Source organism: Pseudaquabacterium terrae (assembly GCF_013266755.1).
Taxonomy (GTDB): Bacteria; Pseudomonadota; Gammaproteobacteria; order Burkholderiales; family Burkholderiaceae_C; genus Pseudaquabacterium; species Pseudaquabacterium terrae.
In genome coordinates this window covers 816,323-830,457 of sequence record NZ_JABRWJ010000001.1, presented here as the reverse complement: position 1 = coordinate 830,457, position 14,135 = coordinate 816,323, and the positions used below count along the sequence as shown (strand labels likewise).

Sequence of the window (14,135 nt, the reverse complement as noted above, 5' to 3'; positions counted from 1 at the left end):
CGGTTCCGATGCGAGACTGTCGCCCACCTTGCCCTGACTCCCGGCCCCGATGATCGCGCGTTTGCAACGACTGCTCGTCCTTTGCGTGCTGCTGCTCGCCGGCACGTGGTGGTGGTGGAGCGGGCGGCAGGACATTCACTTCGCCTGGCGTGTCGCCACGGCACTCCTCATCTTGCTGCCGCACGCCCCCGTGCTGGCCGCGGAGTTCTTGCTGCTTGCTGCATTCGGCGACCACCGGCCAGCGCCAAGGCCGACACCGGGCGCACTGTTGCGGGCCTGGCTCGGCGAAGTGTTGTGGGGCATCCAGACCTTCGGCTGGCGGCAGCCATTTCGCGCCGACGCCGAACCAGATCACCTGCCCCAGCAGACATCCGCGGCCGCACCCCGTCGCGGCCTGCTGCTGGTGCACGGCTTCGTCTGCAACCGCGGCCTGTGGAATCCGTGGATGCGGCGTTTGCGTGCCGCGGACGTGCCGTTCATCGCGGTGACGCTGGAGCCGGCGTTCGGCTCGATCGATGACTACGCTGAATCGATCGACGCTGCGGTGCGGCGCCTGCAGTCCACCACCGGCGCGCCGCCGCTGATCGTCGCGCACAGCATGGGAGGCCTTGCCGTCCGCCGCTGGCTGCAGCGTTCTGAAGCGCATCGGTGCTGCGCCGGCGTCGTCACGATCGGCTCACCGCATCACGGCACCTGGCTCGCTCGGTTTGCCTTCAGCCACAACGGCCGCCAGATGCGCCGCGGCAGCCGCTGGCTGGCGGCGCTGGCCGACGGCCCCGCAGCGGCGGCCGTGCCGTTCACCTGCTACTACGGTCACTGCGACAACATCGTCTTCCCGGCCGCCACCGCGACGCTGCCGGGCGCCGACAACCGTCATTTGCCCGGCCTCGCGCATGTGCATCTGCTGTCCAGCCCGACCGTGTTCACCGAGGTGATGAATCGGGTGAGACCGGCGCGACCCGGCGAAAGCGCAGCCGTCGCCCCACCCCGCGGTCCGTCGCCGACCTGAAGGTCCGCTCGCCGCGGCAGCGCGACACACCAATCCTGCAAAATCCCCGAATGGACGAATCAACCGTGCTTGATGCGCTCGATACGCGCATTCTGCGGGTGCTGCAGGCGGACGGTCGAACGACCTACGATGCACTGGCGGCGCAGATCGGCCTGTCCGCCTCGGCAACGCTGCGGCGCGTGCGCCGGCTCGAGGAGACCGGCGTCATCGCCGGCTATGTCGCGCTGGTGCCGCCCGAGCGCATCGGCTTGGCGCTCACCGTCTACATCAACGTGCGCCTCGAGAAGCACACCGAGAGCCACAAGCGCAATCCGATGGATGCATTCAAGGCGTCGGTGCAGACCTGGCCCGAGGTCGTCGAATGCGCCGCGCTGAGCGGCGAGATGGACTACCTGTTGCGCGTGGTCGTGCGCGACATGACGCACTACTCGCGATTCATCATGGACACGCTGCTGAAGCACCCCAGCGTGCAGGACTGCAAGTCGAGCTTCATGCTCGAGCGCATCAAGGGCACCGGGGCGATGCCGCTTTAGCTGTCGATCTCGTGCAGCAGCTGCAGCGTCGGGTCGTGGCTCATGTTGAGCAGCTGGGCGATGTCGGCGATGTCGTCCGGCAGGGCCGGGTTGTCCCAGCCGCGCGCGCTATGCCGGGCCACGCGGATCGCCAGTTGCACATTGCGCACCTGTGGCGAGGTGCTCGCCTGGTCGTCGCTGATGCGCACCAGCAGCTCGGGCAACCGCCAGGCCTTCATCAGCGCCTGCTGCAGATCGGACAGCGTCACATTGAGCAGCTGGCGCTGTACATCCGCCGACCGCAGCGTCGGCTCGGCCCGTTGGCGCAGAGCAATGTTCCGTGCCAGCGCCGGCGCGTGGACCCACAACAGCATCTCGGCGAAGTCGTGCAACAGCGCGGCTTCGTGAATGACCGCCGCGTCGTGATCCAGGCGGTGCACCGCAAACCCGAGCGCGAATTGAGCAGCCCGATTGGCGCGCAGCAGCACGGTTTGCAGGCCTTCGAGCGCCAGGGGATCGCTGGCGAGCCGATCCTCGACGGTCGGTTGGTCGGAGAAGGCACGGAAGAACGGCGGAATGCCCATCAGCACGATGGCCGCGGTGACGGTCTCGACATCCGTCACGGCGCGCGCCGAGCGGCGTTCAGCCACATGGCGCAGCAGCTTCAGCACCATCAGCGGATCGTTCGACAGCGCCTCGGACAGCATGTTCGCGTCCACCGCGTCCTCGTTCGCGCCCAGGTCGGCGATGGCGCGCGCCGTCGACGCAAACACCGGGGTTTCGCGCTGCTGGAAGCAGGCGATCCAGGCAGCGACGTCGGCGGGCGCGTTCGACAGGAAGGGCGGGGCGGGTGGCATGGCGACGATTGAAGCCGGCTCGTAACGCTGATTTCGGCGTCCGCGCGCTGGCCTTAAGGCGCCGGCTGCGACACGGGATGAAAGGAGAGCAAGTGGCCGGCCCGGGGGTCGCTGCGCCCTTCGAGCAGCTCGAGATAGGTTCGACGCACCGCGGCGGCACCCGTTGCCGACTCGACGACCAGCCAGGGGTGCCGATCAGCGCCATCCATTGCCGCCATCAGCCGCGTCCAGGCCGCGTCGACGCGCTGTTGCCATCCAGCCGGGCCCCAGCCCTCCGGTGGAGGATTGAGACGTTTGCGCAGCTGGGTCGGCGCGAAGAAGAGCGTCGGACGAGGGCCCGGCAAGCCCGCGCCTGGACCCAGTTCGTCCCAGTGCGTTCCGCCGACCGAGCAGCTGTAGCTGAGTGCGCCGTTGAAGTGCGTGTGTACCGCCAGCCGCTGCGCGGCGCTGCCGGACATGTCGACGTAAACCGTCGGCAATCCGCGATCCAGTTTGCTCAGATCGTCGTAGGCCAGGACCTGGTCATAACAGCCGAGAGACTGCGTGAACGCCAGGTTCGCGCGCGACGTCAACCCGGTGACCGTGATGTCGCTGTCGGGCTGGCGGCCGGACAGGCACAGCGCGGTGCCGTAGGCGGTCTTGCTCGAAGCGCTGGACAGCAGCACCTGGCGGGCACCGAAGAAGTCCTGTTCAGCGAGGAAGTCATCGATCAGGAACGAGGTCACGAATAACGGTCGCAGCAGCGCCTGGCGCGCTTCGTTCGCCGCGTGATAGGCGGGATCGGCACGGCAGAACTGGATCTGGTTGTAGACGGCCGGCAGCGAGGCGCGGTGGGCACGGCCGTCGACGAAGCCGCGGCTGTCGATCCGTTCGGGCGCGACGATCAGGTAGCTGCCCATGGGCCAGTAGCCGTAGCAGCGCTCGCCGACCGCCACGCCCTCGGCGCGCGATTCGACCACCGTCGCGAAGCCCCACACGGGGATGCAGCCGAGCGCCGGCTGCTCGGTCGGGAAGAACTCCCAGTACTTCATCGCCTCGCCGAACGCGGCATAGGTGATGTTGTTCGCCGTCAGCGCGAACTGCTCGATACGCAATCGCGCCTCGCCATCGGTCAGTGGGCGCTGCGCGTCGTTGTCAGTCGCGAAGCAGGTGTCGCGCAGGTTCTGGCGGTTCACCAGCAGGCGCAGCGGTTCGTTGGCGGCGGTCATCAGCGGCTCCTCGTCCGGCAGGGTTCGATCATCGATCACCCGGGGGCTCCCGGTCGAGCGCAGGGTGGTGTGGGCGCCGTTCGCCGGGTGGCGCATGAGGGGGCGGGCGCCGCGATCGGCGCCCGCGTCCAGCGGCATCACAGGCGGCGTACGCCGGGCACATGGCCGACGTACTCACCATCGACGTACAGCGCGCCCTCGGGCGCACCGGCTTCGGCGTAGAACTCCAGCTCCGGCGCGCGTCGCGCACCGCGGCCGGCTTCGGCGGCGCGCAGCCGACGCGACAGGCGGGCGAGCGCCTTGCTCGCGCCGCGCAACGCAAACGCCGCGCCGCGCCGCATCACGCTGCCGCTCGGGGCGGCGAGGGGGCCGTAGTAGCCTTGCAAACTCTTGCTCATGGTCGTTCTCCAAGGGCTCCGCCTGCGCCGGCCACGGCCGGGAGGGGTGCCTGCGGTTCAGGTGCAGGGATGTCGTTCCTTCATCAGCTCGCGCTGCAGCTCACGCTTGGCGGCGTTGCGCAGGGCGGCGGTTCCGCGTCGGTGGGAGCCGGCGAGGCGATGCAGGCAGGCAGCCACCAGCGGATTGCGGGGCTTGAGAGTCTTGACGGTGATCTTCATGGGTTGCCTCCTCGGGCAAGGGGAATCGGAATCCGGAAATGACAACGGCCCGGGCGCTGCAGGCAGCCCGGGCCGTGGTGGGTAGCGCGACGTCGGGGTCGCGTTTAGCCAGCCATGGCTCCCGGCGGAGCGCCTGCCATACCTCGACCGGTGCCCTGACCATGTGCCGCGACCTGGTGGCCCGGCGACGCCGATGCATGCAGCACGGCGGACGAGGCGGAACAGGACAGCGAAGCGAACATGGACAGTGGGAACTCGGACGGTGAGGGGTTGATCGGGGGTGTCGTCGCTGGCTTCGGCGCCCGGTGGAGGGCTTGATCAACGACTTGCGCAGATGATAAACGTTCATTTATCTTGCGCAAGCCCCTAAATCCAGGGATACGGGAAACTCCCGAGCGGACGATCGCGGTGCCGCGCATTTTGCGTGCTAGCGACAGCGGCTCCGCCGGTCGGGCTTGGCGATCAGCGCTTGCGCTTCAGGGGGGCGACCCCGGCCTGAAGGCTTTCCCACAGCTTGTGGTCATCCACTGGGGCCGGTGCCGGGCTGGGTGGTCGCGGCGCTCCTGGGCGTCCCGGATTGCGCGCTGTCGGCGAGGCCGGCGCCGATGCCGCGGGCGGCGGCGGTGTCAACACCTCACCGAGCAGGTCCAGCAGGCGCGTGCGGGCGCGCTGCGGATGGCGGCGGTAATAGGTCAGCACCAGGCCGACGATGAAGCGCTCGTCGTCGTCCTGCGGCACCGGGCTGGCGCCGTGATCGGCCGGTGCCACCGCCGCGGCCTCGGAGGGCGTGCCCGGGCCGTGCGGCACGTCCATCCAGCCGTTCGGCTTGCGGCACAGGTGTTCGAACTGCCGCGCCAGCCGCTCGCCGATCTGGCGCGAGCGGCCCTTGATCTGGCTCCAGTAGCTGGGCTGGATCTGCAGGCGTTCGGCAAAGCGGCGCTCCAGGCCGCGCAGCGTCGCGGCATCGGGAGCGCTGATGGTGGCCTGGACGAACTCGTCGAAGAGCAGCAGGGCGTTGTCGAGCCGGATGCGCGCGACGTCAGGCACGGGAGACATGCCCTGATGATAAACGCCGCTTGCTCAGCGGGTGACGATCAACGACCGGGTGACGTCGGCCAGGGTCCGGCAGCCGCTGAGCGCCATCGCGATCTCGAGCTCGTCGCGCAGCAGGCGGATCACGTGCGCGACACCCTGCGGACCGGCGGCGGCGAGCGCCATCACGTAGGGCCGGCCGATCAGCACGGCGCGGGCGCCCAGGGCCAGGGCCTTCAGCACGTCGGTGCCACGCCGGATGCCGCCGTCGACCAGCAAGGGCAGGTCGGGGCCGACCGCGTCGACGATGCGCGGCAGCGCGTCCGCCGTGGCGAGCGCGGTGTCGAGCGTGCGGCCGCCGTGGTTGCTGACGATCAGGCCGGCCACGCCGGCCGCCGCAGCCTGACGGGCATCGTCCGGGTGCAGCACGCCCTTCAGCAGTAGCGGAAGGCGGGTGCGGCCGACCAGCCAGTCGAGGTCGTCCCAGGTCGGTGCCGCATGCAGCAGATCGTCGAACAAGGCGCTGCCGCCGGGCGTGGCTGTCCGCGGCGGCCGCGCCGGAAGGTCCTTCAGATTGACCGCCATCGTCGACGGCAGGCGGACACCGGCGCGGCGCTCGCGATCGCGCGCGCCACTCGTCGCCGCATCGACCGTCACCACCAGTGCCTCGTAGCCCGCGGCTTCGGCGCGCTGGACCAGCTCGGCGGTGAATGCACGGTCGTGCTGGAAGTAGAGCTGGAACCACAGCGGGCCGCGGCTTGTTTCGGGCAGCACCCGCTGCGCGACCGCTTCGAGCCGCGTGCCGGCCAGCGTGCTCAGCACCAGGCCGGCGCCTTGTGCGGCGGCGGCGAGTGCGCTGGCCAGTTCGCCGTCCGGATGCGCGAGCTGCTGATAGGCCACCGGTGCCAGCAGGATCGGATGCGCCAACGTGCGGCCGAACAGCTCCTGGCGTGTGTGACCGCCCGCCAGCGGCCGCAGCAGGCGCGGCAGCAGCCGCAACCGGTCCCACGCCGCGCGGTTGTCGCGCAGCGTGCGCTCGTCGCCCGCGCCGCCGGCGAGGTAGGCCCAGGCCCGCGCGTCGAGCTGCGCTTCGGCCATCGCCTCGTAGTCGTGCAGGTTGATCGCGCTCAGCTGTCGGCCCACATGCGCAGCAGGTTGTGGTACGTGCCGGTCAACCGCACCGTCTCGGGCGATTCGCCGTGCTCGGCGCGCAGCCGCATCAGCGCCATGTCCATGTCGAACAGCAGCTGGCGCTGGTCGTCGCGGCGCACCATGCTCTCGACCCAGAAAAAACTCGCCAGGCGTTCACCCCGCGTGACCGGTTCGACGCGGTGCACGCTGGTGCCGGGGTACAGCACCAGCGCGCCGGCCGCGAGCTTGATGCGCTGCGCGCCGAAGCCGTGCTCGATCACCAGCTCGCCGCCGTCGTAGTCCGCTGGATCGCTGAGGAACAGCGTGCACGACAGGTCGGTGCGCACGCGCTCGTCGCCGGCATAGCGGATCGCCTGGTCGACGTGATCGCCGTATTCGTTGCTCGCGCCGGCGTAGCGGTTGAAGAGCGGCGGCAGCACGCGCTTGGGCAGCGCCGCCGAGAAGAACAGCGGGTGCCGCTCGATCGCTTCGAGCACCAACGCGCGCAACCCGCGCGCCGCCTCGCCGCCGGCGTCGAGCTGCTGGTTGCGCTTGACCTGTGCGGCCTGCGGGCCGGCGCTCAGCCGGCCCTCGGTCCAGTCGGCGTTTGCCAGCAGTTCGCGCGCGCGCTGCAGGGCCTCGGCGTCGAGCACGTCGGGGATCTGCAGCAGCATGGTGCGAAGGGCGGAGAGCGTCAGAAGCGGTAGCTGGTCGTCAACTGCACCGTGCGGGGCTTGCCCGGGATGTAGTGACCGCGGTACAGGATATCCGCGTACAGCTTGTTCGTGACATTCGTGACGTTGAGCTTGAAGCTCAGATCCTTCAGCACGTACTCCGCCATCAGGTCGCCGGTCGTGTAGGCCGGCGCCTTGAAGGTCTCGACCAGCGGCGGCGCATCGGCGCTGCGGACGTTGATGCCGCCGCCCACGCGCCAGGCGCTGCCGAGCTTGTAGGTCGTCCACACCGTGCCGCTGTGCTTGGGCGTGCCGCCCGGCCGGGCGCCGACACGTTCACCCTGCAGCGTCGTGCCGTTGACCGACGAGGCCTTGTCGATCTCGGCATCCGGGATGAAGGCGTAGGACGCGAACACCTCCCATGCCGGCGCGATGCGGCCGGCCACGTCCAGCTCGATGCCGGCGGCGTGGCGCTGCCCGGACAGCACGTAGTTGGTGGCGTTGACGGTGAGCTCGTCGCGGTTGCGCTCGTTGGTCTTGACCGCATGGAACAGCGCGAAGCGCAGGCTCAGGTTGCCGTCGGCGAGGTCGAGCTTGCCGCCGAGCTCGAAGTTCCGGCTGCCTTCGGGCGGCGTGTTACTGCTGAGCGCGTCGTACTGGTAGGTGTCGCCGGACGTGTTGAACGAGGTGCCGTACGACAGGTGGTAGGACTGGAAGGCGCTCGGCTGGTACAGCACGCCGATCCGCTTGCTCCACAGCGAGTCGCTGCGTGCGCGCTGCGTCGGCGCCGTGGTGCCGATCTGCGGCGTGTTGTAGTCGCCCTCGAAGCGGTCCCAGCGCAGGCCGGTGAGCAGCTTCCACTGCGGGTGGAGCTGCATCAGGTTCTGCGCGTAGAGGCCGAAGGCCTTGGCCTCGAAGGTCCGGTTGACCGACAGCACGCGCAGCGCTTCGTCCACGCTGCCGCCGTCGTTCGGCGTGCCGAGCGTCGTCTTCGGCTTGGTGATCGTCACGCCGGGCGGGTTGGCGGCGCCGAAGTTGGTGAACTCCTCCTTCGACGCATCGACGCCGGCCTGCAATGCGTTCTTGATGCCGCCAAGCGTGAAGCGGCCGCTGTAGTCGCTCTGGAACTGGACGGTGTCGAGGTCCTGGATCTTGTTGTTGTTGCCGCGGGTCAGGATCGTGTTGGCGTTGATCGTCGCGAGCGCCGGCGCGGTGGCGGGGCACTCGGGATTGGCGCCGGTGGTCGCATTGCGCGTGCAGAAGCGGACCGCGCTGGCGCGCAGGTCGCGCTCGAACTTGGCCACCCGCAGCACCGTCTTCAACTCGCCGTCGAGGCCGAAGCGGTGGATGTGCGACAGCGTCGCGTAGTCGGCGCCGCCGGCGCTGTAGTCACTCGCCGCGCCGTAATAGTTCTTCGGGTCGGCCGGCACCAGCACGCGGTCGGTGGAGCCGGCGGTGGGCGCGAGCCACGGCATGCCGTAGTGCACGCCGTTGTGGTTGTCGAGGTGGTAGATGCCGGCGCTGAACTCGTCGCGCGTGCCGATGCCGAAGGCGAACGTTGCCGCGAGGCCTTCCTTGTCGATGAAGTTGCCCCACTGGTCGGCATCGGTCTTCATGACATTGACGCGCAGCGCCGCGTTCTCGCCGGTGCGGACATTGAGGTCCGCGGTGGCGCGCGCGTACCTGCCCGAGCCCAGCGTCAGGTCGACCTCGTTGCGGCCGAACAGCAGCGGCTGCTTGTTGACCTGGTTCACCGCACCGCCGGTCGAGCCGCGGCCGAACAGCACCGAGGCCGAGCCGCGCAGCACTTCCAGCCGGTCGACGTTGAAGGTGTCGCGCTCGTAGAACGCCGGGTCGCGGATGCCGTCGATGAAGATGTCGCCGGTGGAGTTGAGCGAAAAGCCGCGCAGGCGGATGTCCTCTTCGCCGCCTTCGGCGGCCTGGAAGCTGATGCCGGCGGTGTTGTGCAGCGCCTCCTTCAGCGTGTCGAGGTTGCGGTCGTCGATCAGGCGCTCGGTGACGACGGTGACGGACTGCGGGATGTCACGCAGTTCCTGCGTGCCCTTGCCGATCGATGTCGTCGTCGCCTGCACGCTGTCCTTGCCCTGGCGCACGGCGCTGGCCTTGGCCTTGACCGTCGGCAGCACGGTGTCCTTGGTGTCGGCCGGCGCGCTGGCCGGCGTTGCGGGGGCCGGTGCGGCCGGCGGCGTCTGTGCGGCCGCCATGCCGGCCAGGCCGAAGCCGGCTGCCAGGGCGCCCAGCGGCAAGAGCGGCAGGGCGCGGTGTTTGTCTTGGGACATCTCGATCACTCCAGGAACAGACAAGACACTGGCTTGCGCTGCCGGGCTTCGCCGGCGGCGCTGGCTGGGAAGGGGGAAGGGTGCGGAGCGCGCTGCTCAGCGCGCGTCGGGTTCGCTGACGAAGCCGATCTTCGTCAGGCCGGCCTTCGAGGCATCGGCCAGCGTCTCGGCGACCGCGCGATAGGCCACGGCCTGGTCGGCGCGCAGGTGCAGCTCCGGCAGCGGCTGGCGCTGTGCGGCCTGCACGAAGCGCTCCGCCGCCTGCGTGCGGCTGACGGCCTCGCCGTTGAAGAAGCGCACGCCGGCGGCATCGATCGCGAATTCGATGCGCTCGGGCTTCAGGGGGTTGACGTCGGCGCTCGCCTTCGGCAGGTCGAGCTTCACCGCGTGTGTCAGCAGCGGCGCGGTGACGATGAAGATCACCAGCAGCACCAGCATCACGTCGATCAGCGGCACCATGTTGATCTCGGCCATCGGCGCCGCGCCGCGTTTGCCGTCGAAGGAGGCGAAGGCCATGGGACGCGTCCTTTCGCCGTCAGGCCGCAGCGGGCTTCAGCACGCGCACCGTGCCGCCGTCGGCCTGCGCGGCTGCGGCGCCGGGCGCTTCGCCGAGCGTCAGGAAGCTGTGCAGCTCGAACGCGAAGGCATCGAGCTGGGCCGCCAGCACGCGGTTGCCGCGGGTGAAGGCGTTGTAGGCGATCACCGCGGGAATCGCGACGGCGAGGCCCAGGCCGGTCATGATCAGCGCCTCGCCGACCGGGCCGGCCACCTTGTCGAGCGTGCCGGCGCCCGACAGGCCGATCGCGACGAGTGCGTGGTAGACGCCCCAGACCGTGCCGAACAGACCGACGAAGGGCGCGGTCGCGCCGACGGTGGCCAGCGTCGTCAGCCCGCTTTCCATGCGCATCGTCTCTTCGTCGAGCACCTTGCGGATCGTGCGGGTGATGAATTCGCTCGCCGTGCCGGCATCGGCCAGCCGCGTCGCGCCGTGGCGCGCGTGGTGCTCCTGCGCATGCAGCGCATGGGCGCTCAGGTGCGAGAACGGATCGTGCGCGCCGTGCGTCGCCAACTCGTGGCGCACGGCGTCCAGCGTCGGCGCATTCCAGAAGGTGGCGAGGAAGGCCGCGCCGCGCTGGCGCCGGCGCCATTGCGCGAGGCCCTTCACGGCCACCAGCGCCCACGAGGCGATCGACATCAGCACCAGGATCGCGAGCAGGGTCTTGCCCAGCGCATCGGTCTGCGTCAGGAAGTGGCCGAAGCCGAGGGTCGGGTTGTCCATGTTCTTCAGGAGTTATTCGATGACGTATTCGAGCGGCGCCGTCACTTCGCCTTCGAGCGCGACGCCGTTCTCGGTGTAGGGCTCGAACAGCGCGCGGCGCATTGCCTGCAGGGCCTGCTCGTCCAGGCGTGCGAAGCCGGAGGACTTGTGCAGCGTGATCTGCCGCGGCCGGCCATCGGTGCCGACCAGCACGCGCAGCAGCACGGTGCCCGATTCGCCGAGCCGGCGCGACGCCATCGGCACTTCGATCGGGGGCTGGACGCGGTAGCGCACGGCGCTCGGCGGCAGGCGCTTCGGAGTCGGCGCGGGCGCCGGCGGCGGGGCGTGCGGTGCCGGCGGGGCCTCGGCGGCGATGATCACCGGAGCGGGCGCCGGCTCGGGCGCCGGCACGACGAAAGGCGTGGGCGCGGGCGTCGGCGACGGGGCTGGGGCGATCACCGCAGGCGGCACCACGCGCGGCAGTGGTATCGGCTGGCGCGGTGGTGGCGGGGGAGCGGGCTTCGGCGGCGCTTCGACCGCCACGAACTCGACGATCAGCGGCGACAGCTCGCGCACCGCTTCGCGCACGGCCTCGACCTGCAGCAGGCCCCACAGCGCCAGCAGGTGCACGCCGGCCACGCCGGCGACCAGCCAGCGCCGCTCGGCGCGGCTCGATTCGCCGCGATGGCGGGCGAGCGGCAGCGGCGCGGCGCGAACGTGCAGGGGCAAGGCGCGTGGAGTCATGGGGCGGCGAATCATAACGGTAATGCGAATGATTCGTAAACAGCATCGTGGCCCGGCGACAACGCCGCTCACCGGCACGCCTTTGGCGCCCCTGCTACCCTTGCCGGCCATGAGCTTCCTCGCCATCGACATCGGCAATACGCGGCTGAAGTGGTCGTTGTACGGCTCGCCGCAACCCGGCGCCGCGGTGCTGTCGCATGGGGCGGTGTTCCTGGAGAACATCGATCACCTGGCCGAGGGCGACTGGAAGACGCTCGCGCCGCCGTCGAGCGTGCTCGGCTGCAACGTCGCCGGTGATGCGATCCGCCGGCGCGTCGAGGAGCAGCTCGAGATCTGGGACATCGAGCCGCGCTGGGTCGTCTCCAGCGCCCACGCCGGCGGCATCCACAACGGCTACGACCATCCGCCGCGGCTCGGCACCGATCGTTTCGTCGCGCAGATCGGCGCCCGGCACCACGTGCTCTCACGCGGCGTCGTGCGGCCGGTGCTGGTGGTGATGATCGGCACCGCGGTGACGGTCGACGCGGTCGATGCCGAAGGCAAGTTCCTCGGCGGCCTGATCCTGCCCGGCCACGGCATCATGCTGCGCGCGCTGGAAAGCGGCACCGCCGGCCTGCGCGTGCCGACCGGCGAGGTCGTCAAGTTCCCGACCAATACCAGCGACGCACTGACCAGCGGCGGCACCTATGCGATCACCGGCGCGATCGAGCGCATGCACCGGCACCTGGCCGTGCACTCCGGCGAGCCGCCGCTGACGCTGGTGACCGGCGGCGCCGGCTGGAAGGTCGCGCCGACGATGGAGCTCGAGCACGAGCTCGTCGATTCGCTGATCTTCGACGGGCTGCTGGTGCTGCAGTCGCACCGGCTGGCGCTGTAGCGCGCCGCGCGGCCCTCAGAGGATGTAGCGCGACAGGTCTTCGTTGCGCGCGAGCTCGCCGAGCTTCGCGTCCACCGCCGCTGCATCGATGTGCACGGCCTGCCCCGACAGCTTCGGTGCATCGAAGCTGACCTCGTCGAGCAGTCGCTCCATCACCGTCGCCAGGCGCCGCGCGCCGATGTTCTCGGTGCGCTCGTTGACGTCGAAGGCGATCTGCGCCAGGCGCCGGATGCCTTCGGGCGCGATGTCCAGCGTCACGCCCTCGGTCGCCAGCAGCGCCTGGTACTGCTTGATCAGGCTGGCGTGCGTGCTGGTCAGGATCGCCTCGAAGTCGTCGACCGACAGCGAGCCGAGCTCGACGCGGATCGGAAAGCGCCCCTGCAGCTCGGGGATCAGGTCGCTCGGCTTGGCGAGGTGGAACGCCCCCGACGCGATGAACAGGATGTGGTCGGTCTTCACCATGCCGTGTTTGGTGCTGACCGTCGTGCCCTCGACCAGCGGCAGCAGGTCGCGCTGCACGCCCTGGCGCGAGACCTCGGCGCCGCCGTGCTCGCTGCGCGAGGCGACCTTGTCGATCTCGTCGATGAAGACGATGCCGTTCTGTTCGGCATTGGTCAGCGCGCGGGTCTTGATCTCCTCGTCGTTGACCAGCTTGGCCGCCTCTTCGTCGACCAGCAGCTGCTGCGCCTCGGCGATGCGCAGCTTGCGCGTCTTCTTCCGGCCCTGGCCGAGCTGCGAGAACATGCCCTTGAGCTGCTCGGCCATCTCCTCCATGCCCGGCGGCGTCATGATGTCCAGCCCGCCGCGCGACTCGGTGATCTCGATCTCGATCTCCTTGTCGTCGAGCGTGCCCTCGCGCAGGCGCATGCGCATCACCTGGCGTGCGGTGTTGTCGGCAGCCGGCGGCGGCGGCGCCGACGCGGCGAAGCCGAAGCCGGCTTCGCGCGGCGGCGGCACCAGCGCATCGAGGATGCGCTCTTCGGCGGCCTCTTCGGCGCGCGTGCGCTGGCGCTTCATCGCCGCTTCGCGTTCCTGCTTGACGGCCATGTCGACCAGGTCGCGAACGATGGTGTCGACGTCCTTGCCGACGTAGCCGACCTCGGTGAACTTGGTCGCCTCGACCTTGATGAACGGCGCATCGGCCAGCTTGGCCAGGCGCCTTGCGATCTCGGTCTTGCCGACGCCGGTCGGGCCGATCATCAGGATGTTCTTCGGCGTGATCTCCGAGCGCAGCTTCTCGTCGACCTGCTGGCGCCGCCAACGGTTGCGCAGCGCAATGGCGACCGCGCGTTTCGCGGCGGCCTGGCCGACGATGTGGCGGTCGAGCTCGGAGACGATTTCTTGCGGGGTCATGCTCATCGGATCACCCGAGGGTCTCGATGGTGTGGTTCTGGTTGGTGTAGATGCACAGGTCGCCGGCGATGACCAGCGACTGCTTGACGATGTCGGCCGCACTCATCTCGCTGTGCTGCAGCAATGCCCGTGCCGCGGCTTGCGCATAAGCGCCGCCCGAACCGATCGAGATGATGCCCAGCTCGGGTTCGAGCACGTCGCCGTTGCCGGTGATGATCAGGCTCGCCTCGCGGTCGGCGACCGCCAGCATCGCCTCCAGCCGGCGCAGCACACGGTCGGTGCGCCAGTCCTTGGTCAGCTCGATCGCCGAGCGCACCAGGTGACCCTGGTGCTTCTCCAGCTTGGCCTCGAAGCGTTCGAACAAGGTGAACGCGTCGGCGGTCGCGCCGGCAAAGCCGGCGAGCACCTGGTCGCGGTAGAGCTTGCGCACCTTGCGCGCGCTGGCCTTGACGACGATGTTGCCGAGCGTCACCTGGCCGTCGCCGCCGAGCGCGACTTGCCAGCCCTGCGGCGTCTGCCGACGCACGCTGACGATGGTGGTGCCGTGGAAGGGTTCCATGCGA

At 69.7% G+C, this 14,135-nt stretch carries 16 protein-coding genes; 3 read left to right on the top strand and 13 right to left on the bottom strand.

Annotated features, from left to right (window positions below; translation table 11 throughout):
• Nucleotides 1–85 precede the first annotated feature (85 nt).
• Nucleotides 86–1,009 carry an esterase/lipase family protein gene (locus HLB44_RS03820; RefSeq protein ID WP_343051219.1) on the top strand — a complete coding sequence of 308 codons (924 nt, stop codon included), beginning with the start codon at nt 86–88 and terminating at the stop codon, nt 1,007–1,009.
• 50 nt (nt 1,010–1,059) lie between these two features.
• Complete coding sequence (locus HLB44_RS03815; protein WP_173120738.1) at nt 1,060–1,542, top strand: Lrp/AsnC family transcriptional regulator; 483 nt, start codon at nt 1,060–1,062, stop codon at nt 1,540–1,542.
• Here HLB44_RS03815 and HLB44_RS03810 read toward each other — a convergent pair.
• From HLB44_RS03810 to HLB44_RS03760, 11 genes are all read right to left on the bottom strand, one after another.
• On the bottom strand, nt 1,539–2,378 hold the full coding sequence (locus HLB44_RS03810) for an HDOD domain-containing protein (RefSeq protein WP_173120736.1): 840 nt from the start codon (nt 2,376–2,378) through the stop codon (nt 1,539–1,541). The two genes, HLB44_RS03815 and HLB44_RS03810, sit on opposite strands and share 4 nt — an antisense overlap.
• A gap of 53 nt (nt 2,379–2,431) precedes the next feature.
• The gene (locus HLB44_RS03805; RefSeq protein ID WP_246312025.1) at nt 2,432–3,724 is read right to left on the bottom strand and encodes a DUF2855 family protein; all 1,293 of its coding nucleotides are present in this window, start codon (nt 3,722–3,724) and stop codon (nt 2,432–2,434) included.
• A complete protein-coding gene (locus HLB44_RS03800) occupies nt 3,724–3,984 on the bottom strand; it encodes a hypothetical protein (RefSeq protein WP_173120734.1) in 261 nt (86 codons plus the stop codon). The genes HLB44_RS03805 and HLB44_RS03800 overlap by 1 nt, the downstream gene beginning before the upstream one ends.
• 57 nt (nt 3,985–4,041) lie before the next feature.
• Entirely contained in the window at nt 4,042–4,203 is a 162-nt protein-coding gene (locus tag HLB44_RS03795; protein WP_173120732.1) for a hypothetical protein, read from the bottom strand.
• Between the two features lie 462 nt (nt 4,204–4,665).
• Nucleotides 4,666–5,259: a hypothetical protein gene (locus tag HLB44_RS03790; RefSeq protein ID WP_246312024.1), complete on the bottom strand. Its 594-nt coding sequence runs from the start codon at nt 5,257–5,259 to the stop codon at nt 4,666–4,668.
• A gap of 24 nt (nt 5,260–5,283) precedes the next feature.
• Nucleotides 5,284–6,333 carry an alpha-hydroxy acid oxidase gene (locus tag HLB44_RS03785; RefSeq protein ID WP_173121325.1) on the bottom strand — a complete coding sequence of 350 codons (1,050 nt, stop codon included), beginning with the start codon at nt 6,331–6,333 and terminating at the stop codon, nt 5,284–5,286.
• 29 nt (nt 6,334–6,362) lie between these two features.
• Nucleotides 6,363–7,040 (bottom strand): Fe2+-dependent dioxygenase, encoded by a 678-nt coding sequence (locus HLB44_RS03780; RefSeq protein WP_173120730.1) that lies wholly within the window; start codon nt 7,038–7,040, stop codon nt 6,363–6,365.
• Between the two features lie 20 nt (nt 7,041–7,060).
• A complete protein-coding gene (locus tag HLB44_RS03775; protein ID WP_173120728.1) occupies nt 7,061–9,340 on the bottom strand; it encodes a TonB-dependent receptor in 2,280 nt (759 codons plus the stop codon).
• 96 nt (nt 9,341–9,436) lie between these two features.
• Nucleotides 9,437–9,856 (bottom strand): ExbD/TolR family protein, encoded by a 420-nt coding sequence (locus tag HLB44_RS03770; protein ID WP_173120726.1) that lies wholly within the window; start codon nt 9,854–9,856, stop codon nt 9,437–9,439.
• Between the two features lie 19 nt (nt 9,857–9,875).
• The gene (locus HLB44_RS03765; protein WP_173120724.1) at nt 9,876–10,619 is read right to left on the bottom strand and encodes a MotA/TolQ/ExbB proton channel family protein; all 744 of its coding nucleotides are present in this window, start codon (nt 10,617–10,619) and stop codon (nt 9,876–9,878) included.
• Nucleotides 10,620–10,631: 12 nt separating this feature from the next.
• On the bottom strand, nt 10,632–11,327 hold the full coding sequence (locus HLB44_RS03760) for an energy transducer TonB (protein WP_246312023.1): 696 nt from the start codon (nt 11,325–11,327) through the stop codon (nt 10,632–10,634).
• Nucleotides 11,328–11,451: 124 nt separating this feature from the next.
• Between HLB44_RS03760 and HLB44_RS03755 the strand changes: the two genes are divergently transcribed.
• The gene (locus tag HLB44_RS03755) at nt 11,452–12,219 is read left to right on the top strand and encodes a type III pantothenate kinase (protein ID WP_173120720.1); all 768 of its coding nucleotides are present in this window, start codon (nt 11,452–11,454) and stop codon (nt 12,217–12,219) included.
• Nucleotides 12,220–12,234: 15 nt separating this feature from the next.
• Here HLB44_RS03755 and hslU read toward each other — a convergent pair whose 3' ends face one another.
• Both hslU and hslV read right to left on the bottom strand, forming a co-directional pair.
• Nucleotides 12,235–13,578 (bottom strand): ATP-dependent protease ATPase subunit HslU, encoded by a 1,344-nt coding sequence (gene hslU, locus HLB44_RS03750; RefSeq protein WP_173120718.1) that lies wholly within the window; start codon nt 13,576–13,578, stop codon nt 12,235–12,237.
• A gap of 4 nt (nt 13,579–13,582) precedes the next feature.
• On the bottom strand, nt 13,583–14,131 hold the full coding sequence (gene hslV, locus HLB44_RS03745) for an ATP-dependent protease subunit HslV (protein WP_173120716.1): 549 nt from the start codon (nt 14,129–14,131) through the stop codon (nt 13,583–13,585).
• Nucleotides 14,132–14,135: the final 4 nt, after the last annotated feature.

Coding starts and splice junctions, on each gene's coding strand:
- HLB44_RS03785 (WP_173121325.1), bottom strand. CDS start 6,333: ATGGCCGAAGCGCAGCTCGACGCGCGGGCCTGGGCCTACCTCGCCGGC.
- HLB44_RS03810 (WP_173120736.1), bottom strand. CDS start 2,378: ATGCCACCCGCCCCGCCCTTCCTGTCGAACGCGCCCGCCGACGTCGCT.
- HLB44_RS03805 (WP_246312025.1), bottom strand. CDS start 3,724: ATGCCGCTGGACGCGGGCGCCGATCGCGGCGCCCGCCCCCTCATGCGC.
- hslU (WP_173120718.1), bottom strand. CDS start 13,578: ATGAGCATGACCCCGCAAGAAATCGTCTCCGAGCTCGACCGCCACATC.
- HLB44_RS03775 (WP_173120728.1), bottom strand. CDS start 9,340: ATGTCCCAAGACAAACACCGCGCCCTGCCGCTCTTGCCGCTGGGCGCC.
- HLB44_RS03795 (WP_173120732.1), bottom strand. CDS start 4,203: ATGAAGATCACCGTCAAGACTCTCAAGCCCCGCAATCCGCTGGTGGCT.
- hslV (WP_173120716.1), bottom strand. CDS start 14,131: ATGGAACCCTTCCACGGCACCACCATCGTCAGCGTGCGTCGGCAGACG.
- HLB44_RS03765 (WP_173120724.1), bottom strand. CDS start 10,619: ATGGACAACCCGACCCTCGGCTTCGGCCACTTCCTGACGCAGACCGAT.
- HLB44_RS03755 (WP_173120720.1), top strand. CDS start 11,452: ATGAGCTTCCTCGCCATCGACATCGGCAATACGCGGCTGAAGTGGTCG.
- HLB44_RS03770 (WP_173120726.1), bottom strand. CDS start 9,856: ATGGCCTTCGCCTCCTTCGACGGCAAACGCGGCGCGGCGCCGATGGCC.
- HLB44_RS03800 (WP_173120734.1), bottom strand. CDS start 3,984: ATGAGCAAGAGTTTGCAAGGCTACTACGGCCCCCTCGCCGCCCCGAGC.
- HLB44_RS03815 (WP_173120738.1), top strand. CDS start 1,060: ATGGACGAATCAACCGTGCTTGATGCGCTCGATACGCGCATTCTGCGG.
- HLB44_RS03790 (WP_246312024.1), bottom strand. CDS start 5,259: ATGTCTCCCGTGCCTGACGTCGCGCGCATCCGGCTCGACAACGCCCTG.
- HLB44_RS03780 (WP_173120730.1), bottom strand. CDS start 7,040: ATGCTGCTGCAGATCCCCGACGTGCTCGACGCCGAGGCCCTGCAGCGC.